The sequence below is a fragment of the Aliivibrio sp. S10_S31 genome (assembly GCF_014694495.1).
GTDB classification, from domain to species: domain Bacteria; phylum Pseudomonadota; class Gammaproteobacteria; order Enterobacterales; family Vibrionaceae; genus Aliivibrio; species Aliivibrio fischeri.
Window position 1 is genome coordinate 207,481 of record NZ_JAAUWR010000003.1, and the last position, 23,701, is coordinate 231,181.

At 39.8% G+C, this 23,701-nt stretch carries 18 protein-coding genes; 12 read left to right on the forward strand and 6 right to left on the reverse strand.

Annotated features, from left to right (window positions below):
• Positions 1-97: 97 nt before the first annotated feature.
• Together HC728_RS03915 and HC728_RS03920 are read left to right on the forward strand one after the other, a co-directional pair.
• Positions 98-1,654, forward strand: a complete 1,557-nt coding sequence (locus HC728_RS03915; protein ID WP_190395131.1) for an ExeA family protein — start codon at positions 98-100, stop codon at positions 1,652-1,654.
• A 1-nt stretch (position 1,655) separates the two neighbouring features.
• Positions 1,656-2,336, forward strand: coding sequence for a general secretion pathway protein GspB (locus tag HC728_RS03920; protein WP_065597658.1), 681 nt, complete (start codon positions 1,656-1,658; stop codon positions 2,334-2,336).
• A gap of 63 nt (positions 2,337-2,399) precedes the next feature.
• Here the strand turns inward: HC728_RS03920 and HC728_RS03925 are convergent, their stop codons facing one another.
• From HC728_RS03925 to HC728_RS03935, 3 genes are all read right to left on the reverse strand, one after another.
• A complete protein-coding gene (locus HC728_RS03925; protein ID WP_012533660.1) occupies positions 2,400-3,011 on the reverse strand; it encodes a TIGR04211 family SH3 domain-containing protein in 612 nt (203 codons plus the stop codon).
• Positions 3,012-3,179: 168 nt separating this feature from the next.
• Complete coding sequence (locus HC728_RS03930) at positions 3,180-4,460, reverse strand: inorganic phosphate transporter (protein WP_005421003.1); 1,281 nt, start codon at positions 4,458-4,460, stop codon at positions 3,180-3,182.
• A 27-nt stretch (positions 4,461-4,487) separates the two neighbouring features.
• On the reverse strand, positions 4,488-5,168 hold the full coding sequence (locus tag HC728_RS03935) for a TIGR00153 family protein (RefSeq protein WP_005421000.1): 681 nt from the start codon (positions 5,166-5,168) through the stop codon (positions 4,488-4,490).
• A gap of 185 nt (positions 5,169-5,353) precedes the next feature.
• Between HC728_RS03935 and HC728_RS03940 the strand changes: the two genes are divergently transcribed.
• A complete protein-coding gene (locus tag HC728_RS03940) occupies positions 5,354-6,871 on the forward strand; it encodes an inorganic triphosphatase (protein ID WP_005420998.1) in 1,518 nt (505 codons plus the stop codon).
• 73 nt (positions 6,872-6,944) lie between these two features.
• Here HC728_RS03940 and HC728_RS03945 read toward each other — a convergent pair whose 3' ends face one another.
• Positions 6,945-7,709 (reverse strand): ion transporter, encoded by a 765-nt coding sequence (locus tag HC728_RS03945; RefSeq protein ID WP_012532909.1) that lies wholly within the window; start codon positions 7,707-7,709, stop codon positions 6,945-6,947.
• A 106-nt stretch (positions 7,710-7,815) separates the two neighbouring features.
• On the opposite strand from HC728_RS03945, the gene HC728_RS03950 reads away from it, so the two are divergent.
• The 3 genes from HC728_RS03950 (at position 7,816) to hldE (ending at position 14,047) form a co-directional block, all read left to right on the forward strand.
• Positions 7,816-9,417, forward strand: a complete 1,602-nt coding sequence (locus HC728_RS03950) for a methyl-accepting chemotaxis protein (protein WP_190395132.1) — start codon at positions 7,816-7,818, stop codon at positions 9,415-9,417.
• 205 nt (positions 9,418-9,622) lie between these two features.
• Positions 9,623-12,481, forward strand: a complete 2,859-nt coding sequence (glnE, locus tag HC728_RS03955; RefSeq protein WP_190395133.1) for a bifunctional [glutamate--ammonia ligase]-adenylyl-L-tyrosine phosphorylase/[glutamate--ammonia-ligase] adenylyltransferase — start codon at positions 9,623-9,625, stop codon at positions 12,479-12,481.
• Between the two features lie 135 nt (positions 12,482-12,616).
• Entirely contained in the window at positions 12,617-14,047 is a 1,431-nt protein-coding gene (gene hldE, locus HC728_RS03960; RefSeq protein ID WP_065623499.1) for a bifunctional D-glycero-beta-D-manno-heptose-7-phosphate kinase/D-glycero-beta-D-manno-heptose 1-phosphate adenylyltransferase HldE, read from the forward strand.
• A 93-nt stretch (positions 14,048-14,140) separates the two neighbouring features.
• On the opposite strand, the gene tolC is transcribed toward hldE, so the two are convergent.
• Complete coding sequence (tolC, locus tag HC728_RS03965; protein WP_012533958.1) at positions 14,141-15,466, reverse strand: outer membrane channel protein TolC; 1,326 nt, start codon at positions 15,464-15,466, stop codon at positions 14,141-14,143.
• Positions 15,467-15,698: 232 nt separating this feature from the next.
• Here tolC and nudF point away from each other — a divergent pair, with 232 nt between their 5' ends.
• From nudF to parC, 6 genes are all read left to right on the forward strand, one after another.
• Positions 15,699-16,337 carry an ADP-ribose diphosphatase gene (gene nudF, locus HC728_RS03970; RefSeq protein WP_065623500.1) on the forward strand — a complete coding sequence of 213 codons (639 nt, stop codon included), beginning with the start codon at positions 15,699-15,701 and terminating at the stop codon, positions 16,335-16,337.
• 1 nt (position 16,338) lies between these two features.
• Positions 16,339-16,770 (forward strand): DUF1249 family protein, encoded by a 432-nt coding sequence (locus HC728_RS03975; RefSeq protein ID WP_054775669.1) that lies wholly within the window; start codon positions 16,339-16,341, stop codon positions 16,768-16,770.
• A gap of 15 nt (positions 16,771-16,785) precedes the next feature.
• Positions 16,786-17,610 carry a 3',5'-cyclic-AMP phosphodiesterase gene (gene cpdA, locus HC728_RS03980; protein WP_012533436.1) on the forward strand — a complete coding sequence of 275 codons (825 nt, stop codon included), beginning with the start codon at positions 16,786-16,788 and terminating at the stop codon, positions 17,608-17,610.
• Positions 17,610-18,194 (forward strand): esterase YqiA, encoded by a 585-nt coding sequence (yqiA, locus tag HC728_RS03985; protein ID WP_054775670.1) that lies wholly within the window; start codon positions 17,610-17,612, stop codon positions 18,192-18,194. The genes cpdA and yqiA overlap by 1 nt, the downstream gene beginning before the upstream one ends.
• A gap of 143 nt (positions 18,195-18,337) precedes the next feature.
• Positions 18,338-20,218: a DNA topoisomerase IV subunit B gene (gene parE, locus HC728_RS03990; RefSeq protein ID WP_005420972.1), complete on the forward strand. Its 1,881-nt coding sequence runs from the start codon at positions 18,338-18,340 to the stop codon at positions 20,216-20,218.
• A gap of 2 nt (positions 20,219-20,220) precedes the next feature.
• Positions 20,221-22,497, forward strand: a complete 2,277-nt coding sequence (parC, locus tag HC728_RS03995) for a DNA topoisomerase IV subunit A (RefSeq protein ID WP_005420970.1) — start codon at positions 20,221-20,223, stop codon at positions 22,495-22,497.
• Positions 22,498-22,550: 53 nt separating this feature from the next.
• Here parC and degS read toward each other — a convergent pair whose 3' ends face one another.
• A complete protein-coding gene (gene degS / locus HC728_RS04000) occupies positions 22,551-23,618 on the reverse strand; it encodes an outer membrane-stress sensor serine endopeptidase DegS (RefSeq protein WP_012533742.1) in 1,068 nt (355 codons plus the stop codon).
• Positions 23,619-23,701 lie beyond the last annotated feature (83 nt).

Consider the following 23,701-nt stretch of genomic DNA (forward strand, 5'->3'; position numbering starts at 1 on the left):
ACTTTCTTACATCCAATGATACCGTGCAAATAGAGTTTTTCGACTTTTTATTCCCATGCTTTGTTTTTGTTGAGCCGATTAGGATAGATTTAACCTTATGTACCAAGATTTTTTTGGCTTTAATGAGCTGCCATTTTCAATGACACCAAATGCGCGATTTCTTTATTTAAGTGATCGTCATAAAGAAGCATTGAATTACCTATTATCTGGTTTAGGGCAAGGTGGTGGTTTTGCATTATTAACAGGAGAGGTAGGGACTGGTAAAACAACAGTTTCAAGAGCGTTATTTTCTCAGTTAGATAAAAAGGTGAATTTAGCTTTAATTTTAAACCCTATGTTTAGTGCTCAAGAGCTATTGGAAGCGATTTGTGATGAATTTGAAATTGCTTATTCTTCTCTTGCTTCATTAAAGCAGCTAACCGATAACATTGTTCACTACTTAAAAAGTGAAAACGAAAAAGGTTATCAGACCATTGTTGCTATCGACGAAGCTCAGCATCTCGGTCCTGATGTTCTTGAGCAGTTGCGTTTATTAACAAACTTTGAAACCGATAGCGATAAGTTATTAAAAGTCTTACTAATTGGTCAACCAGAGTTACAACAAAAACTCCAGCAAACTAACTTACGACAATTAGCGCAGCGAATTACGGCAAGGTATCATTTACTGCCTTTAACGCCTCAAGAAATTGAGCATTATATTACTCATCGTTTGAATGTTGCTGGCGGAGATACCACACTTTTCTCCCCCCCATTAATTAAGAAAATTGCTCAGTATTCAAATGGGATACCTCGTTTAGTTAACTTATTATGTGATAAAGCACTGTGGGTGAGCTATCAAAATGGCAATCAAAAAGTAGATCAAGCGGCGCTTAAAAAAGCAAGTGAGTTGGTTCTTGACTGGCAAGTTGCTTCTACTACTGAACATTCATCTATAAATATTCAAGCGCGTCGCTTTATTCCGTTAGCCGCTATCGGTGTATCGGCTTTGTTGTGCTTTGGCATTTATTCTATGCTGCCTAGTTATTTAGATAAGCATTTTCCAATACAAGAACCAGTTGTTGAAGCGCCTTTAGTGGGGTTTCATGATCAATCTGATGCATTTAAACAGTTACTTTCCGTATGGGGCTACTCTGTCAATTCATTCCAAGCTAACTGTACCAATGCAAAACGTGCGCAATTATATTGTTTAGATGACAATGGATCTTTAAATGATTTGCTTGCTGTGAATCGTCCTGCGGTTGTTTGGTTACAAGAATATTCTGGCGAAGGTCTGCTAGCTATTGTATATCGTGTGAGCTCTAAAGGTGTTGAGTTGTTGCTTCCTTCTAAGCGTGTGGAAGTCTCACATCAATGGTTTAGTCGCCACTGGAATGGGGCATACGTGCAATTATGGCAAAAGCCAATAATAACAGAACGCGCAATGCGAAAAGGCGACGAAGGTGCAGCCATTTTTGCTTTAAATCACTTACTTTCAACCGCATTAGAGCAGCCAATGGTTGAGTCGGATCGCTTCGATGAAAAAACGGAACAACAAGTAAAACAGTTTCAGGAAATTTTTGGTTTGAAAGAGGATGGAATTGCTGGTTCTAGTACCTTGATGTGGTTAGATAGTGTTACCAATGCAAATGCTCCGTTATTACAAGGAGAAGATTAATATGTTGTCGAAATCGATATCTCCGGTACTCATTGGAGCAATTATTATTTTACCTCCGTTATCGCTTAGTGCGTATATAGCTTGGCCTTATTACCAAGCTCAGCAACAAGAGATAATTATGCCACCTTCGACCTATACAGAGCTTTCATTTCCAGAGGTAGATACTCAAAAATTACCTATTCAGGCAACGAAACTCGCATTAGTTTCGTCTGTTAAAGATAGGAGTAATACGACTGAAGCTCCTTTGGTTTCAGAACCTGAAACAAGGATGCCTGTAAAAAATAAAAGCATGGAAGAGTCTGATGATTTCAATGTAAATGAGTTGGATCTGTCAGGGTTATCTCCAGAATTAGCCGCTCGATTTGAATCAATATTGAATGATCCTGAGAATGATTATGTTGAGTCAGAAGTTGAAGAGTCGTCAGATACTTATTCTGGTGTTGTCGCATTAGATAAAAATGCAGCTCAATTTATCGGGCGTTTACCTGCAATGAATTTTCAAACGCATAACTACACGTCGAAACCAAGCCGCCGTTGGGTAAAAGTTAATGGGACAGAAGTGAATATTGGTGGACACATTACATCGAATATTTCTTTGTTAGAAATTAACCCAAGAAACGTGGTTGTTGAATTTAAAGGGCAGAAAATTGAAATTCCTGCTCTGTATGAATGGAAAGGGTAATTTGTAACACATACAAAAAAGCTCAGAATAGTCTGAGCTTTTTTATGACATAAAACTTATCGATTAAGACCAACCATTTGGTTTCTTCTTACGACTTGGGATCATGTGTGGCAGTAATAAACCAAACAGTAGACCGATACCAGCGACACCACCACCGTACATAAAGTATTTTAGTAGTAGGTCTTCTTTTTGTGTATCAAGTTTAGCTCGTAGTTCACGAACTTCTGTTTGAGAGCTAATTAGCTGATTATTTACATCGCTGTAGCTTTGCTCTAAATCTTGAATTTGTTTATTACGTTGTTCCAAGCTATCAGCTAACCCTGCTTTTTCATTGTTAGCCGCTTTACGAGCGTTAGCCAGTTGTGTTTTAACTGTAGCCAGTTCTTGTTCAACTTTTGGTAAACGCTCACCTAAACCTGCTTGACGAGAAACAAACTTACTTTCAACCCAGCCTTTACGGCCTTTAGTATCTACGATTTGCGTAAAACCAGTACTTCTGTTACTTGCCAATTGAGTGATTCGATCACCCGCATTAACACTACCAATAATTTTGTATTGGTTGCTTGGACCTGAATGCATGTAAGTAAACAGGTTATCAGAAATATAACGAGTTTGAGCTTGTGCTGGCGCAGCAATAGCCCAAGCAAGTAGAATCAGGCTAATAAAATGCTTCACAATAATATTCCTTTGAAAAATGGACCCTGAATCATTTTGAGATCACCAAGTGTTGATATCTTATCGATTCAAACGAAGCTATAGATACTAAAAATAATTGGGCCCAGATGCAAGAAAAGAGGAGATATTACTCTCCTCTTTGTGCCATTGTTGCAAAATTGATTAAGCTTATGCGCCGATACCAAAGATCGCTTGCATTGCGTAGTAGAAAACTACCGCTAATAACGCACCTGCAGGTAGAGTAACAACCCAAGATGCAACAATGTTACGAACAACACCTAAGTTTAGTGCGCCAATACCACGTGCAAAACCTACACCTAGAACCGCACCAACTAATGTTTGTGTTGTTGAGATTGGAAGACCAGTACCTGACGCTAATACAACCGTTGATGCTGTTGCTAATTGAGCAGCAAAACCACGGCTAGGAGTCAGTTCTGTAATACCAGTACCAACTGTTGCCATTACTTTGTGACCTAAAGTCGCAAGACCAACAACAATACCGATACCACCTAATGGAAGAATCCACCAAGCAATGGTGCTTTTCGCTGTGATTTCGCCCATGTGCTCAACTGTTGAAACAACCGCTGATAGAGGACCAATCGCATTAGCAACATCGTTTGAACCGTGAGCGAAAGCCATCGCACACGCTGTGATAACCATTAGAGTACTGAAGATACTTTCTACGCCAGTAAAACCACGGCTGTCTTTCTCATCGTTTACAGTGTTTGCAAATTTACGAGAAATATACATGTAACCACCAACCATTACTAATGCAGAGATACCTGCAGAAGCAATCCATGCCTCACCATTACTTAGGTGTAAGCCAACATGTTTTAGACCTTTTTTGATCGTAACAAGTGCAATAACCATAGTCGTAATGAACATGTAAACAGGAACAAAACGTTTCGCATTCATCAGTGGCTTATCTGTATCGAATATCAGTCGTTGAGCACTGATAAAGATCATATAAGCAAAGATACCAGAGATAAGCGGGGTAACTAACCAGCTACCAACGATACCTTGAACAGAGCTCCAATCAACCGCTTCAGTACCAACAGCAACACACGCGAAACCAATGATAGCACCAATGATTGAGTGAGTTGTGGATACTGGCCAGCCCATGTAAGAAGCAAGTAATAGCCAAGTACCAGCAGCAAGTAGTGCTGACATCATACCGTAAACTAAAACTTCAGGTTGGCTAGCGAATAGAGAGGTATCAATTACCCCTTTGCGGATTGTATCTGTAACCTCACCACCTGCAAGGTATGCCCCTGCAAATTCGAAGATCATAGCAATGATGATTGCTTGTTTTACTGTTAGTGCTTTAGACCCTACAGATGTGCCCATTGCATTGGCAACATCATTTGCACCAATACCAATAGCCATAAGGAAGCCAAAGAAGGCTGCGATTAAAATAAGGGTCGTGCCGTAGTTAGCAAGAATATCCATTGTATTACCTGTTACTGAATCACAAACTTATGAGCGAGATAGCATTAGTTCTAAACGAGAACCAACACGTTGTGCTTGGTCGGCAATGCCGCCAACCCACTCAAGGATTTTATAAAGGAACATAACATCGATCGGATTGTACTTGTGTTCGATGCTCATGAGTTGTTGGCGCAGTTTAATTTGCAATTCATCAGTATCATCTTCAATGATATCTAATTTATTGATCATCTCTGCAACCAAAGTGACTTCACGTCCTTTAAAGCCTGTTTCCAATAGCTCGTCCAATTCGCTGATTACTTCTTGTGCTTGACTAGCAGCATCTAAACAGCGTTGAACATAAGCTAAAAATGCATCCTGCATGGAGCTTGGAATTTCAAGTTGGCGACCAACAACGCGGCCAGCAATATCTTTAGCTAAGTTAGCAAGTTTATCTTGCTGAGTTAAAAGACCAAGCATATCGGTACGATCAACTGGCATGAATAAACCGCGTGGAAGCTTCAAACGGATTTCACGTTTTAATACATCCGCTTCTTTCTCTAAATGAGAAATCTGCGTACGAATTTCATTCGCTTTTTCCCAATCACCTTTTGTGCACGTTTCGAAAAACGGAACAAGAAGTGAGCAGCATTCATTGACACAAACAACGTGACGCTGCAAAGGTTTCATAGGGGACTTTGCGAATAACCCCATAATAGTATTTACTGGCATGGTTTCTTAACCTATAAAACAAGCACCTAATGGTGATTTGTTAGACGATGGCCATAAAGGCGCGAATGTTAACCCAATCCTAGACTCAATAAAACTACTTTAGATCATGGTTTGGGCATTATTTCTTGCTTGATACCGAACAGTTTAAGCCATATCCTTGGAAAGACAACGGTTATGAGGTCATTATGGAAACTGAAATAGAATTGAAATTTTTTGTATTTCCTGAGTTTGTAGACACTATTATAGACAAAATTTCAGGCGCGAAAGTCATAGAACAAAGCTGTCTTAACCTAGGAAACATCTATTTTGATACTCCTGAACAGCATCTTCGTAAGCATGATACTGGACTTAGAATCCGACGATTTAATGATGAACGCATTCAAACATTAAAGACTGCGGGAAGAGTTGTTGCCGGTTTGCATCAACGACCAGAATACAATGCAGATCATGATTCTGACATTCCAAATGTCTATTTACATCCTTCCGATGCATGGCCAGATGACATTGCTTTAGAAGATCTTCAGCAGCAACTTTCTCCTCTTTTTTCTACCAATTTTGTTCGTCAACAATGGTTAGTTGCTATGCCTGATGGCAGTGAAATTGAATTGGCATTTGACCAAGGTGAAGTGATTTCAGGTGATAAAACTACACCGATTTGTGAAGTGGAGTTAGAACTGAAATCGGGTCAAACTGATGCATTATTTACCCTAGCTCGTGATTTGTGTAGCTCTGGCGGAATGCGATTGGGCAACCAAAGTAAAGCGGCAAAAGGGTATCGTTTAGCGATGGATACGCCTGCGGATAGCGTAAAACCGTTAACCTTAGTAAGAACCGAATCAAGTGATAGTGTAGAAACGTGCTTTGTTAATTCTCTAGAGCATGCATTGTCACATTGGCATTATCATGAACAAATTTATATCGATACTCAGGATAAATTAGCACTACAAGAAATTCGCATTGCTATCGCATTCTTGCGACAAATCTTCTTGGTATTTGGTGAAATGGTACCTAAACGAGCCAGTGAATTATTACGCCAAGAGCTAAAGTGGTTAGAAGAAGAGTTGCACTGGCTGGATGAATCTGAACACCTTGAGTATTTAATTGAAGAAAAAGGCAATGTATTAAGAAAACTAGATGCTCGTAAGTTTTTAGTTGCTAGCTTAAAAGAGAGTGCAGAAGCATTACCTACAACCGATGAAATGATGAAATTATTAATGTCGGCTCGTTATTGTGGTCTCTTACTTGATTTAAGTCGTTGGATATTAACTCGTGATTGGCAGCCTTTCCTTGATGATAAAAAACGTCAAGTGTTGCAAGAGTCTATCGATAGTCATTCAGGTATATTGCTTGATCGTACTTGGGAGGCGTTAGACTCTGCATTTTCTACAGAGAACCAATTATTACCTGTTGATTACTTTAAACAGAAAATGCGTTTGCGTCGTAATTTGATGACAGGAACTTGCTTTGCTCTAATTTATGATGAAGAGCGAAGAAAAGGATTCCGATTGCCTTGGCTGGATTTATTGCAAGGTATTGGTGATTTGATGAGTTTAGAGCCATTACGTTCACGAGTTCAGCTTCTGGAAGATGAAGAAGAGAAAGAGCAACTTGGGCGTTGGTTGTTGCGCCAAGAGCGATCAATCTTGCATGCTATGGAGCAAACTCGTCGTGCAGGACTTGAGTATCCTCCTTATTGGCAATAGCCATACTAGTTCTTAGTTAACTAAGAGTTAGACCTAACAGAGAAGAGAAGTCATCACCCTATATTAGGGCTGATTACTTCTCTTTTTTATTTTCCATTAACTCAATTTTTTTCAGAATTTCAGCTTGCTGTTGTAAGAGTAAATTGATTTTTTCATCTCTTTCTCGCTTTTCTTGTTGCTCATGCCGTCTTTGCTCTAGTTTCGCAGGCTCTGTAATGATCGATGTTATTAAGCCTGAGATCATACCGAAAATACCAACACCCGATAGAATAATCATTACGGCTAAAATTTTACCAGCCACTGTTATTGGATAATGATCGCCATAACCAACCGTTGAAATGGTTACAAAGGCCCACCATATAGCATCCCCTGCGGTTTGTATGTTTGCATTAGGGTTATTGCCTTCAAACATCAGCATAAAGACAGAACCTAAAGAAATGAGCGTGACCATCAATACTAAAATAGAGGCAATAGTGGCTTCTTTACGATTTGAACGGATTTGTTTTAGTAATGATTGGCTAGAACGTAGTAAACGGAAAACACGCAAAATATGAAAAATACGAGCATAGCGAACAGGTTCAATAATCGGAATGCTAGCAACAAAATCTATCCAATGCTCTTTCAGGTATTGTGTTTTATGTTTTGTACGGAATAAGTCTAGAGATAGTTGAAATAAAAAGAGTGCGCAGATAATAGTATCAAGTGCGATCAGTATGGTGCGGCTATTATGTTCTAGTGGTACAAACAGTAAGCTAGAGATCACAATTAGCGATAAAAAGGAAAGTATCAGTGACATTAAGCTCATCGGTTTAAGGTCAACTTTGTTATGATTCATCATAATTATTTATGCATTTCCGTTAAAAACAAAAGTGATGTGTGTATCTGCATGAAGTATTTTTATCATGCACTAAAAAATTTAATTCTGAAAGGTTGCGGGAGAAACTATGTCAGTAATAACGTTTAAGCCATGGGAAAGGCTAGTCACCGATATTAAACTGGTACCAAAATTGGTCATGTTAATGGTATTTAGTACTATATTATTGGTAACGAAACAGTTATGGGATGCAAACACATTTTATCAATCCGTTATTACTATTCAGAAAGAGCGAGCACAAGAATCAGCAATGGCGAATGCTGAACTTGTTAATCGCCTACTTAATTATAACGCTGAAGGAAAAGAGTTAGCTGCAGAAGCCATCACAATTCAAGCTAAGGGGTGGAAAGACGGTAACTACATTTATGTGATTGACCGTGATACAGGTAAAGTCTTTGGGCATCAATCAGCGACATCACTGTCATCTTTGACTCAATCGTTAGACGACGGTGGGTCATTGCAGAAAGTATTTGAACAACTCACTTCTAATAAAACCTATTCATTACTTGATCACACTCGATATGAGTCAGCGGTGAAAGTTCCAGACCATAATTGGGTTGTTGTGGCCTCTCAATCAGCCAGTGTTGCAGAACAATATTATCAAGATTATCTCACTCAAGTGATCTGGCAAACCTTGGCAATGATTGTGTCATTCATGGTTATTTTACTTGGTGCTTCAAGCATTATGTTGAGACAAATGAAATATTTGAATACCTCAATGAAGCAGATCGCGGAGCAAAATTTATCAGAGCCAGTAGAGATGAACTGTAAAGATGAATTTGGTGATTTAGCAAGAGAGTTGAATAAAACACGATTACAACTAAAGAGTGTTGTTGAGACTCAGTTATCAGCATCTCAAGAGCTAGCGGGTCTAACTGAAATCATGACTATCAGTATGGAAGGCACAAAAGAAGCGGCTCAAGAGGAGTTTGCAGAAATTGACCAACTAGCAACAGCGATGAGTGAAATGAACTCAACGGTTCAAAATGTGGCAGAGAATGCACGTAATGCCTCTATTGGAACTGAGCAAGCTCAATCTCAAGCGAAGATTGGTCAAGAGTTTGTAGAAAGTACAATTGTTAAGATCCAAGCATTGTCTGGCGATATTGCTGCCTCAGCAGAGGTGGTAAATCAAGTTGAAGAACGAGTGGTTTCTATTAGCTCTGTTGTTGAAACCATTCGTGGCATTTCAGAACAAACTAACTTACTTGCTCTTAATGCGGCAATTGAAGCTGCTCGTGCTGGTGATGCTGGCCGTGGTTTTGCAGTTGTTGCCGATGAAGTGAGAAATCTTGCTCAAAGCACTCAAGGAGCAACAGTCGAAATTCAAGACATGATCACGCAACTTCAAAATAGTGCTAATCAAGCAGTAGAGTTGATGGAAAAAAGCGTAGTTGAAGCTGCGGAAGGCGTTGAACTTGTTACGAATGCAGGATCTGAACTCGATCGTATTGTTGAGCAAGTAAATAAAATCAACGAAATGAATTTTCAGATCGCAAGTGCGGCCGACCAGCAAAGCAGTGTTGCGGAGGAAATGGATCAAAACCTAACGAATGTTAGAGAGTTGGTTGATGCTTCTGTTGTGGTGATGACTGAGTTAACTGAAACCTCAGAAGAAATGCAGAAAAATGCAGAAGAGTTAGAGTCAAAAATGAAGGTTTTTAAAATCTAGCCTATCCTGTTTTAAAATTAATAACGCCTACACTCCAGTTGTAGGCGTTTTTGTTTGCGGCTAAAACTAAAATTTGGCACAGTGTTATTTGCTCTATGTACTATGTGACTAATCCAAATAAGTATATGGCTACTTTGCTTGTGAACATAACCGATTCATTTATTCGCTTGAATTGGTATGAATGGAATTTTCGATAAGGAATATCATGTCTTTGCCATCATCTCTACTTTCTCTCGCTGAACATCGTTTGCAAGAGCTTACATATCTTGACCATATTCAATCGTGGCCAGAAGCGTTTAAAACTCAATTAATGATAGCTTTGGGATGCAGTGATTTTCTTCATGAAGCGTTTGAACAAGATGAATATCTTTGTCAGCATTTTCCAAGCTTATTTGAGGTGGAGTGCCGTAGTGAACAATATAGAGAGTTATTACAAGCCCAGTTAGTCAAATGTACCGATGAAAATAGCTTAATGCGGGAGCTTCGCTATTTTCGTCGTAGAGAGATGAGTTACATAGCATGGCAGGATTTTAATTTAGCTCACAATGAAATATCCAATTGGTCATTAGAGCAAAGTTTATCTCACTTATCTTTACTGGCTGAAGCCCTAATTGTTGAGTCTTATCAATGGTTATATAAGCAAGCGTGTATTGATTGGGGAACACCTAAGAACGAGAAAGGTGAAGAGCAACCCATGCTCATTATTGGTATGGGGAAATTGGGTGGTGGAGAGTTGAACTTCTCATCCGATATTGATTTGATTTTTACTTATCCTGAAAATGGTGAGACAGAAGGCGCTCGCCGTAGCATTGCCAATGCGCAATTTTTTACTCGATTAGGTCAAAAGCTGATTAAAGCATTAGATCAAAAAACCTTTGATGGTTTCTGTTATCGAGTTGATTTACGACTTCGCCCATTTGGAGACAGTGGACCATTGGTCATGAGTTACGCTGCGTTGGAAGATTATTATCAAGAGCAAGGACGTGACTGGGAACGTTACGCAATGATAAAAGCGCGAGTAATGGGTAAAGAAACGTATAGCCATTATCAAGAACTTCGCCAAATGCTGCGTCCCTTTGTTTTCCGTCGCTATATTGATTTTGGTGCCATTCAAGCATTACGTCGAATGAAATCTATGATCACCAGTGAAGTCCGCCGTCGTGGATTAAGTAACAATATTAAATTAGGCGCAGGTGGTATTCGAGAAGTTGAGTTCATTGCTCAGGTATTCCAACTCATTCGTGGTGGGCGTGAACCGTCATTACGTGGTCGTGGGTTATTAGAAACCTTATCTGCGATTAAAGAATTAGGGCAACTTTCTGTTTCAGATGTTGATACCTTGATCGCGGGATATTGCTTTTTAAGACGTTTAGAAAATCTGTTGCAAGCCATCAATGATAAACAAACGCAGACGTTACCTGATGATGAAAGAGATCAAATGCGTTTAGCTTTTGCAATGGGTATGCAAGATTGGTCAACCTTGTATGCAGAAATACAGCAACACATGACGTCAATTCATGCGGTGTTTCATGACCTGATTGGCGATGACGACGACGAGTCAGAGAACAGTATCGATTCATCCTACCGTGAGTTATGGGATATGGCTCATAACAAAGAAGTACTAGAACACATTCTTGAAGAGCTCAATTCAGAGCAATCAGTACAACTCACTAATCAGATTATTGATTTTAAAGGTGAGCTTAAAAAGAAAACCTTAGGTCCAAGAGGGCGAGATGCGATTACGCATTTAATGCCGAAATTGTTCAATATTGTGATTCAGCGAGAAGACGCAGCAGATACTTTACCTCGCTTAACTAAATTGATTCAGGCCATTGCAACTAGAACAACGTACCTTGAACTATTGGATGAACATAATGGAGCACTGCAGCATTTAGTTCGTTTGTGTTCAGCAAGTCCAATGGTTGCAGAACAATTAACGCGATATCCAATATTATTAGATGAACTATTGGACATTAACCAACTCTATAATCCTATTGAATTAAGCCAATATAAAGTCGAATTGCGCGAGTTTTTAGCTCGTATTCCTGAAGATGATATGGAACAGCAAATGGAAGCGTTGCGCCAGTTTAAGCAAATATGCTTGCTTAGAATTGCTGCATCAGACATTGCTGGTGGGTTATCGTTAATGAAAGTGAGTGATCACTTAACTTATCTATCAGAAGCAATAGTAGAAGCGGTTGTAAACCAAGCTTGGTTACAAGTAACAGAGAAGTTTGGTGAACCCTCTCATTTAGAAGGTAGAGATAGTAAAGGTTTTGCGGTTATTGGTTATGGTAAAGTGGGTGGATGGGAGTTAGGTTATAACTCTGATCTTGATATCGTATTCATGCACGATTGTGATGTTAATACATATACCAATGGTAAAAAAGAGATTGATGGTCGCCAATTTTATTTACGATTAGCGCAGCGCATTATTCATATTTTTTCAGTTCGTACCGCATCAGGCATTTTGTATGAAGTGGATACTCGTTTGCGTCCATCTGGCGCATCAGGTTTGCTCGTTAGTACGAGTGAGGCGTTTGATGAATACCAAAGAGAAGATGCGTGGACATGGGAACATCAAGCTTTGGTTCGAGCTCGTATGATTTATGGCGATGAACAATTGCAACAAGCTTTTAGAACCACGCGGCATGAGATTTTGTGCTTAGAGCGAGAAGATGAAAAGCTAAAACAAGATGTTCTTGATATGCGAGAAAAAATGCGTGATCACCTTGGTGGGAAAAAAGCACATCGCTTCATGATTAAACAAGATGCTGGGGGAATTACAGATATTGAGTTTTTGGCACAATATCTTGTCTTGAAATACAGCCATACGCTTCCAAAGTTAACCCATTGGTCAGATAACGTTAGAATATTTGAAAGTTTTGCTCAGCAAGATGTGATGGACAATGGCACTGCAAATGAGCTCATTGAGGCTTATTGCACATTAAGAAATGAAATACATCATCGTAATTTACTCGGTTTTGATGCCGACGTTGAAGACGATAAATTCAGTGATGAAAGAAACGCCGTAATAAAAGCTTGGGAGCATTGGCTTAAATAATAGTTAACGTTAGGTTTAAAACGACTAAGTTGGCGTAGAACTTGCGTAAATGCTACCATTTGTAACAGTAGATTTTTTATAAATAGCTCGAACCAATAATGGTGGATAGTTTGCTATTTATTGCCGGAGAAAATAATGAAACCGACACTTCCAAATTATGATCAATCAAGCGTATTGATTGTTGGTGATGTGATGCTTGACCGTTACTGGGGTGGCCCTACGAGTCGTATTTCACCAGAAGCACCAGTACCTGTTGTTAAAGTTGAAAAAATTGAAGAACGTCCAGGTGGTGCAGCAAACGTAGCAATGAATATTGCTGCATTAGGTGGTGATGCACACTTAGTTGGATTGGTTGGTGAAGATGAGCCAGCGCAAGCGTTAACAACAACATTAGAGTCATTAAAAGTACATTGTGACTTTGTAGCTCTTCCTGAATTTCCAACTATTACTAAATTACGAGTGATGAGTCGCGGCCAGCAACTTATTCGTTTGGATTTTGAAGATAGCTTCCATGATGTTGCGGCAGAACCAATTATTAGTCGTATGCAACAAGCACTATCAAGCGTAAAAGCAGTTGTTCTTTCTGATTATGCGAAAGGCGCTTTAGAGCACGTTCAGTTGATGATTCAAGAAGCACGTAAAGTCAATGTACCTGTGTTTATTGATCCAAAAGGCGCAGACTTTGAGCGTTACCGTGGTGCAACGTTATTAACGCCTAATATGCTTGAATTTGAAACGGTCGTTGGCAAAGTTAAAGATGAAGATGATCTAGTAGCAAAAGGCCAACAGATTATCGAAGAGTTTGATTTTGAAGCATTACTTGTTACTCGTAGTGAACATGGTATGACATTACTACGCCGTAATATGGAACCATTGCATTTACCTACTCAAGCACGAGAAGTATTTGATGTGACCGGTGCTGGTGATACGGTTATTTCAGTATTGGCTGCATCAGTATCAACAGGTAAACCGCTAGATGAAGCGTGCGCATTAGCAAACGCCGCTGCGGGTGTTGTTGTTGGTAAATTGGGTACTTCTACGCTATCAACCATTGAACTTGCAGAAGCGATTCATGGTAGCCAAGATTCTGGCTTTGGTATTATCGGTGAAGAACAATTGATCAGTGCTGTAAAACAAGCGCGTGCTCGTGGCGAGAAAGTCGTCATGACAAATGGTTGTTTTGATATTTTACATGCAGGTCATGTTTCTTATTTAAATCATGCTGCTGAACTGGGTGACCGTTTGATTGTTGCTGTAAACACTAATGAATCAGTACAACGATTAAAAGGTCCTGGTCGTCCTATTAACCCAACGGATCGTCGCATGGCGGTATTGGCTGGTTTAGGTGCAGTTGATTGGGTTGTTCCTTTCTCTGAAGACACACCACAACGATTGATCTCACAAGTATTACCATCGCTATTGGTTAAAGGTGGCGACTACGCGATTGAAGAGATCGCTGGTGGTGCTGAAGTGATTGCTGCGGGTGGTGACGTTAAAGTATTAAACTTTGAAGATGGCTGTTCAACAACAGGTATCATTGAAGCCATTAAAGGCGGTCGCGGTTAATATCCGTAACGCATAAAAGAAAAGCCACATTATAGTAATGTGGCTTTTTTGTTTGTGTACTAATTATGTAGTAATTACATAATTGATATCAACTTATTTGGTTTGCGTCGTCTTATTCGCTTTTAAGCCCATGTTGATATCCATGATATCTTGTTCGCTTAGTGTTCCAACTGCTTGTTTTAACTGAAGTACGCTAATGATGTAATCGTAACGAGCGTTTGCTAAGTTACGGTTTGCATCATATAAACGACGAGTAGAGTCTAATACATCAACAATAGTACGAGTACCAACATCAAAACCTGCTTCTGTTGCTTCTAATGCTGATTGTGCAGAGATAACTGTCTGTTCGTATGCTTTTAAAGCACCAATTGACGCATTGATGTTGTTATTAAATGCACGTACGTTTTTAGTTACATCACGGTACGTTGCTTCTAGCTCTTGGCTTGCTGCTACATATTGGAATTCAGCTTGGCTTGTTAGTGAGCTTGTATTACCACCAGTGTACAGTGGAATATATAGGTTAATGCCCGCATTGATATCGCCGTAGCTTCCATCATTTGCAGAGATGCCAGAGTTACTTTGGTCAGTGTAATTATAGCCAGCATCAAAAGTTAGAGATGGCATATGACCTGAACTTGCTAGAGAGATATTATCTTTTGCTACATCAGCGCTGATACGAGCGGCTAATAAGCTTAAGTTTTTCTCTTGTGCTTCTTCAATTAAGCTATCAGATGTTTGCTCAGATGGGCTTGCTGAAAAGCGTTTAGTATCAAGTACGCTTAGGTGAGTATGGCCTTGGCCTGTAATTACTCGTAAATCTTCGTAGCTATTTACCAATTGGTTTTCTGTTAATACTTCATTTGCTAATACGCTATCGTATTGAGCTTGTGCATCATGTACGTCGGTAATTGCTGATAGACCAACATCAAAGCGTTGTTTAGTTTGTTCAAGTTGACGAGCAACGGCTGCTTTCTCTGCTCGTACAAATTCTAGGTTATCGTTGGCACGCAATACATCAAAGTAAGCTTGTGCGACACGTAGAATGACACCTTGTTGTTCTGCGGCATAGGCTGAATCTGCTTGGCGAGCGCTTTTCTCAGCTATGTCTAGGCTAACCCAGCTAGATTGTTGGTATAGCTCTTGAGAAAGATTGATACCTGCAGTAAGGCGATCATTATCGCGACGATCTTCATCACTACGTAAAATGTTGTAACCAGCAGTTAAATCGATTTGAGGTAACAATGAACTTTGCGAAGAGTTTACCGCTTCAAACGCTGCATCTTTCGTAGCAGCAGCTCTTAATAGCTGAGGGTCATTTTCTTTAGCTTGGTTATAGACTTGTGCTAGATCATCGGCAGCAGCTAAAGAGCTGAAACTACCTAGTGCCATTCCAATAAAGAGTGGAAGCAGTTTTCTCATGGTGGTTTGTCCTGCAAAAATTGTTTTATATAATATAGTTCATAGAGTGTACCTTATCTAGACACCCTCTGGCTCTAAAGATTACGTTTTTTTACGTTTTATAAGCATTACTTCAAACAAATATAATGGAAAGCTTATAAAAAAAATGTAAGCATTATCAAAAAAGTTGAGTTAATGAATTGTTGCTCGTAAAAATGAGTGATAAAACAATGCGAGATATTGAGAGGAATCGATGGTTTCATCATTAAATATAAATTCAGTGAATCAGTTTGATTCTAAAGATGTTGAAATAATATCGAAAGAGCCTTTGTTTAATGGTTTCTTTAAAATGACAAAAGTTGCTTTTCGTCACCAATTGTTTAGCGGCGGTTGGAGTGAAGTCATTGAACGAGAGCTTTTTGAGCGAGGTCATGCGGTTGCATTATTACCTTATGATCCTAAAACGGATCAGGTTGTGTTAATTGAACAGATCCGAGTGGGAGCATTAGAATCAAGTGCTCCTTGGCAATATGAAATTGTTGCAGGCATGATCGATAAAGATGAATCGGCAGAACAAGTGGCCGTTCGTGAAGCCAATGAAGAAGCTGGTATAACCGTTGCACATTTAGAAAAAATATCGCATTTTTATCCATCTTCGGGTGGCTGTACTGAGAGAATCGATGTTTTTGTTGGGTGTGTTGATGCTTCTAAAGCCGAAGGTATCCACGGTTTAGAAGATGAAAACGAAGATATTCAAGTACATGTTGTTTCTCGTGAAGAGGCGTATGCCCTTGTTAATCGTGGCATAATTGAGAATGCAGCCTCAATTATTGCTCTTCAATGGTTAGAATTAAATGTTTCGCGTTTGCGATCACAGTGGAATGCGCAATAACATGCGTAAATACCATGTAGATTTAGCGAGCTTGATGAGAGTATATGAAACTAATTACGCTAAATTAGTGTCTCTTTTACCAAAGAAAGAAAATATAGGTGCATTAGTAAGCTATCAAGTGTGCCAGCAGCAGTATCAGATAAAAGTCTTGGAAGTCACTGTTTATACCACATTGGTTGAGGTTTATCAGATTGATGAACAACCGATATATCCACTTCCGAAATTAACGGTTCGACTTTATCATGATGCGAGAGTTGCTGAGGTATGTGCAAGTCAGCAACTTGCTTATATCAAAGCAAAATATGATTATCCAAATGGAAAGATGCTTCAGAAAGATGAAAAGCATCAATTAAACCAGTTCCTAAGTGACTGGCTGACGTTTTGTTTAAAAAATGGGATAAGCCAAGAACCCATTTTTTTAGAAAAGAATTAAAAGGTTGTAGCTATTTTGCTCTCTGAAACATTACTTAATGAAGAAAGCGATTCGATTCGCTTGTTACAGATAACAGATACCCACTTGTTTGCGCCAGAAGATGGCGCATTACTTGGCGTACCTACACGAAAAAGCTTTCAAAGTGTTGTAGAACAAGTATTACAGCGAACTCCTGATTTTGATGCCATTCTTGCTACGGGTGATATTTCTCAAGATCATACCGTTGAATCTTATCAGCACTTCGTTAAAGGAATAACACCTCTAAAAAAGCCTTGTTTCTGGCTTCCTGGTAATCATGACTATAAGCCAAGTATGGGCGGTGTTTTGCCTTCTCCTCAAATTAGTGCGTGTGAACACTTACTTATTGGTCAGCATTGGCAAGTGATTATTCTGGATAGTCAAGTTGTGGGTGTTCCTCATGGTGCATTATCTGATGAGCAACTAACATTATTAGATAACGCATTATCTCAACATCCTCAACGTCATTCGTTGGTATTATTGCATCACCATCCATTGCCCGCTGGAAGCGCTTGGTTAGACCAACACCAACTTAAAGAAAGTGATCAATTTTGGTCTGTTTTAGCAAAACATCGCAATGTGAATGGGATAGTTTGCGGACATATTCACCAAGAGTTAGATCGTATCGTTAATGGTGTTCGTTTATTAGCAACGCCATCCACTTGTGTTCAATTCCTACCTGATTCGGATGATTTTGCTTTGGACTCTCAAGCTCCAGGTTGGAGAACGTTAGATTTATTACCAAATGGTGATATTGAAACGCAGGTATATCGACTTAAAGATTGTGACTTTTCAGCGGATAGTGAGGCAGGGGGCTACTAATGCATAAACCAAGTTTGCTTTTGTATATCCACGGTTTTAACAGCTCTCCTTTATCTCATAAGGCGCAAGTCATGGCTGAGTATTGCAAAGTACACCGGCCAGATATCAAGGTTATCGTGCCTCGTTTACCTTCTTATCCTTCACAAGCGGCAGAGTTTTTAGTTCAACTTGTTGAAAAATATAAAGACACACATCAGATTGGTTTGGTCGGTAGTTCTCTTGGTGGGTACTTATCTACTTGGTTAAATCATCAATATGGTTTTAAAGCGGCTTTAGTTAACCCTGCAGTTAAGCCTTATGAGTTACTCGCCGATTACCTTGGAAAGCAAGTAAATCCATATACTCAAGAAGAATACTTTCTTGAAGAGAAGCACATGGAAGAGCTGTTAGCATTGCAAGTAGAAACGTTACATTCTGTTGATGACTTATGGTTATTGCAACAAGAAGGCGATGAAGTCCTCGATTACCGACAAGCTGTAGATAAGTATTCAGCTTGTAAACAAACAATAGAAAAAGGCGGCGATCATAGTTTTGTTAACTTTGAGCGTTATCCTGAACAAATTATTCAATTTCTAAATTTATAGTTACTGTTTCTCTACGCAAGAGACACAGTATCTATACAATCTTTAATACAAAGCCACATATTTAGAGTGGAATAGGGGCGTTTGCTTGACTTTCCCTTCTCCCTTTCAGACTATGTGACAAATTTTAAGAAGCCTTCCGAGATATGACTGAACAATATAATGCAGGAGCCATTGAGGTTCTAAATGGCCTTGAGCCCGTTCGTCGCCGTCCTGGTATGTATACCGACACTGTCCGTCCAAACCATTTGGGCCAAGAAGTTATTGATAACAGTGTCGATGAAGCCCTAGCCGGACACGCGAAAAAAGTTGAAGTAATTTTACATGCCGATCAATCACTTGAAGTTATTGATGATGGGCGTGGTATGCCTGTTGATATCCATCCAGTAGAAAAAGTATCTGGCGTTGAACTTATTTTGTGTAAGTTACATGCTGGTGGTAAATTCTCAGGTAAAAACTACGAATTCTCAGGTGGCTTACACGGGGTTGGTATCTCTGTAGTAAATGCCTTGTCAAAACGAGTTGAAGTAACGGTTCGTCGTGATGGCCAAGTGTATGAAATTGCATTTGAACACGGTGATAAAGTATCAGATTTAACCGTAACGGGCACTTGTGGTCGTCGTAACCGTGGTACCAGTGTTCATTTCTGGCCTGATGCGAGCTATTTTGATTCCGCAAAATTCTCTGTTACTCGCCTTATCAATAATTTAAAAGCTAAAGCAGTACTTTGTCCTGGCTTAGAAATTGTTTTTAAAGATAAAGTTAACGATAAAGAACACAACTGGTGTTATGAAGACGGTCTTAAAGATTATCTTCTTGAAGGTGTAACTGGTTTTACATTATTACCAGAAATTCCATTTACTGGTGCTTTTTCTGGCACTGGTGAAGCGGCAGATTGGGCGGTAACTTGGCTACCAGAAGGCGGTGAGCTAGTTGCTGAAAGTTATGTAAACCTTATACCTACAGCACAAGGTGGTACGCACGTAAATGGCATGCGCCAAGGTCTTCTTGATGCAATGCGTGAGTTCTGTGAGTTCCGTAACCTTGTTCCTCGTGGCGTTAAGTTAACTGCTGATGATATTTGGGACCGTTGTGCCTACGTATTATCGGTGAAAATGCAAGACCCACAATTTGCAGGTCAAACTAAAGAGCGTTTATCTTCACGTCAGTGTGCGGCGTTTGTTTCTGGTGTGGTAAAAGACGCATTTAGCTTATGGTTGAATGAGAAGCCACAAATCGCAGAACAACTTGCTGAAGCATGTATTGCGAACGCGCACCGTCGTATGCGTGCTGCTAAAAAAGTGGTTCGTAAGAAAATCGCTTCAGGTCCAGCTCTTCCGGGTAAGTTGACCGATTGTTCTGTTCAAGATTTAGCTCGTACCGAATTGTTCTTAGTGGAAGGGGACTCGGCGGGTGGTTCTGCTAAACAAGCTCGTGATCGTGAGTTCCAAGCGGTCATGCCACTGCGTGGTAAAATTTTGAATACATGGGAAGTATCAGCTGACCAAGTATTAGCATCTCAAGAAGTACATGATATTTCTGTTGCTTTGGGTATTGACCCCGACTCTGATGACTTATCTGGTTTGCGTTACGGTAAAGTATGTATCCTTGCCGATGCTGACTCCGACGGTCTTCATATCGCAACCCTGCTATGTGCACTTTATCTAAAACACTTCAAAGCATTAGTTCAAGCTGGCCACGTTTATGTTGCCATGCCTCCTTTGTATCGTATTGATTGCGGTAAAGAGGTGTTCTACGCACTTGATGAAGAAGAAAAAGAAGGCGTATTAGACCGTCTAAGCAATAAGCGCGCAAAAATTAACGTACAGCGATTTAAAGGATTGGGTGAGATGAACCCACTTCAATTGCGTGAAACGACGATGGATCCAAATACACGACGTCTTGTTCAGTTAACGATCGATGATGATGAACAAACTGATGAAATGATGGATATGCTTTTAGGTAAGAAACGTGCAGACGATCGTCGTGCTTGGCTACAATCTAACGGCGATCAGGCAGAGGTATAAAAATGAGTACAGAAATGTCCTTAGAAGGTGTTGAACAGCTGCCACTGCGCAAGTTTACAGAAGACGCTTATCTAAATTACTCCATGTACGTAATCATGGACCGTGCATTACCGTATATCGGTGATGGTTTAAAACCAGTTCAACGTCGTATTATTTACGCGATGTCTGAACTTGGTTTATCAGCAAACGCAAAGTATAAGAAATCAGCACGTACCGTTGGTGATGTATTAGGTAAATACCACCCACACGGTGACTCTGCGTGTTATGAAGCCATGGTATTAATGGCTCAACCTTTCTCTTATCGCTATCCATTAGTTGATGGTCAAGGTAACTGGGGTGCGCCAGATGATCCTAAATCATTTGCTGCAATGCGTTATACGGAATCAAAACTGTCTAAGTTTGCAGATGTATTATTAGGCGAAATTGGTCAAGGTACAGTTGATTGGCAGCCAAACTTCGATGGCACAATGAAAGAGCCAACGATATTACCTTCACGTTTACCTCATATTTTATTGAACGGTATTACTGGTATCGCGGTTGGTATGGCAACAGACATTCCACCTCACAATGTACGTGAAGTCGCAAATGCAACAGTTCACCTATTAGAAAATCCAAAAGCGGATTTAGATGAGGTGATGGATTTTGTAAAAGGTCCAGATTACCCAACCAAAGCTGAAATTATTTCACCATCAAGTGAAATTAAAAAGATTTACCGTTCAGGTAGAGGCAGCATTAAAATGCGTGCGGTATGGCATAAAGAAGAGGGTGATATTGTTATTACCGCTCTGCCACATCAAGTATCTGGTAGTAAATTATTAGAGCAAATCGCAAACCAAATGCGAGCGAAGAAGTTACCTATGGTAGATGATCTTCGTGATGAATCTGATCATGAGAATCCAACACGTATCGTTATTGTTCCTCGCTCAAACCGAGTGGATGCGGAACCATTAATGAACCATTTATTTGCTTCGACAGATCTTGAAAAAAGCTACCGTGTTAACTTAAACATGATTGGTTTGGATCAGCGTCCTCAAGTGAAAGGCTTGGTATCTATTCTTTCTGAGTGGATTGAATTCCGTCGCACAACAGTGCGTAAACGTCTTCAACACCGTTTAGATAAAGTGCTGGCTCGTCTACATATTTTAGAAGGTCTTTTAGCGGCTTACTTAAATATCGATGAAGTGATTGAAATCATCCGTACTGAAGATGATCCAAAGCATGAGTTAATGACTCGCTTTGATTTATCTGAGAAACAAGCGGAAGCGATTTTAGAAATTAAACTTCGTCAGTTAGCTAAACTGGAAGAGATTAAGATCCGTGGTGAACAAGATGAATTAGCTAAAGAGCGTGATTATCTTGAGAAACTATTAGGTTCAGAGCGTCGTTTAAACACATTAATTAAGAAAGAAATCTTAGCGGATGCTGAGAAGTTTGGTGATGATCGCCGTTCTCCATTGGTTGAGCGTGCAGAAGCGAAAGCGATGACAGAGCGTGACTTGATCCCAAGTGAAGCGATTACGGTTGTTCTTTCTGATAAAGGTTGGATTCGTCATGCTAAAGGTCATGATGTTGACCCAACAACATTGAACTATAAATCAGGCGATAAATACTTAGCGCATGCGCGTGGTAAGAGTAACGCGCCAGCTGTCTTTATGGGCAGTAATGGTCGAAGCTATGCACTTGAATCACATACATTGCCTTCAGCAAGAAGTCAGGGTGAGCCAATTACGGGTCGTCTAAATATTACTGCGGGTAGTCAAATTACGCATGTGGTTATGGGTGAAGAAGAACAGACATGGTTAATCAGCTCTGATGCTGGTTACGGTTTTGTTTGTAAGGGTGCAGATTTACTGTCTAAAAATAAAAACGGTAAAGCATTGTTAACTCTTCCAGAAAACTCACAAGTAATGAACCCTGAAGCAGTGTCTGATTTAGAAAGTGATGAGATTTTAGCTATCACTAACGAAGGTCGAATGCTTTTATTCCCTATTAAAGATTTACCACAATTAGGTAAAGGTAAGGGGAATAAGATCATTAATATACCGGCAGCACGTTCAAAATCTCGTGAAGAGTTCTTGTCTCACTTATTGCCATTACCTCAAGGTGCAACCATTACCTTGTATGCAGGTAAACGTAAGTTAGGATTGAAACCTACGGATTTAGATAACTTCCGTGGGGAGCGTGGTCGTCGTGGTAGTTTACTGCCAAGAGGCCTACAACGAGTTACTCGCATTGATATTAATGGTGAGAGCGCAGCGACTGAAGAAGAAAGTGAATAACCTTTAGTCACTGCTTAGATACAAAAATAGCGCATTTTTAATGCGCTATTTTTTTATTCATTACTTGGGTCTTCTTCAATTGTTACTTTAATTGTTTTGGTTATTCCTTTACGAATCACATCGACATCCACTTCAGTACCCGGTCTTAACTCTGTTACGATATCAATGACACTTTGTCTATTGGTCACACTTTTACCATCGATACTGGTAATTATATCTTGAGTAATAATACCTGCTTTTTCTGCTGGGCTATTTGGTGAAACACCTAAAACTAAAATACCGTTGATATTATCCGCATTCATTAATCTTGCCATGGCAGGGTTAATATCTCTTCCATCGATACCGATGTAGCCACGAATTACTTGTCCATCGGCAATCAATCGACGCATGATTTTATCCGCAAGAGCATAAGGAATTGCAAATGAAATACCATAAGTTTCTAGCTCAGTGGCTTGCTGGAATGAGGCGGTATTGATACCCACTAACTCACCTCTGGTATTGACCAGAGCTCCACCAGAATTACCTCTGTTAATGGCAGCATCGGTTTGGATTAATCCCTGTGTACCATCAGCACTCAATGCGGCACGACCTGTCGCTGAGATAATGCCAAAGGTCGTGGTTTGTCCTAGGTTGTATGGATTACCAATAGCCAGCACAACATCACCAATATCAGCTTGATAGTTTGGGTTTAATGGAATAACAGGTAGGTTGGTATCTTTAATTTGTAATACAGCTAAATCAGTACGCTTATCTTTACCAATTAATTGAGAGTTAAATAGACGTCCATCTTGAAGGGCAACAATAACTTGGTCTGCATCGGCAACAACGTGATAGTTAGTAATAATGTAGCCTTTATCGCTAACGATAACGCCCGAGCCTAAGCCTTCTGTATCTAAACGTAGACGGTCATTATCGTTGTATTTGCGGCTATAGATATTTACAACAGCAGGAGCTGCTCGACGAACGGCATAATTAAATGAAATTTGCTTACTGTTCTGAGAGGTTTGCTCTATCGTATTTTGCTCAGGGGTGATGCTTGAGCGTAGGTTAGGGAATGCAAACAGCAGTATCGCAGCTGTTGCGACACCTATCATAGCTGAACGCAATAAGAATGAGAGCATTGGCTTCCTAACCTTGATGAATAAAAAGAATAATTGATTAGGATAACATTGAATCTAGTTAAAAAGTAGAGGATGAAAGAGCA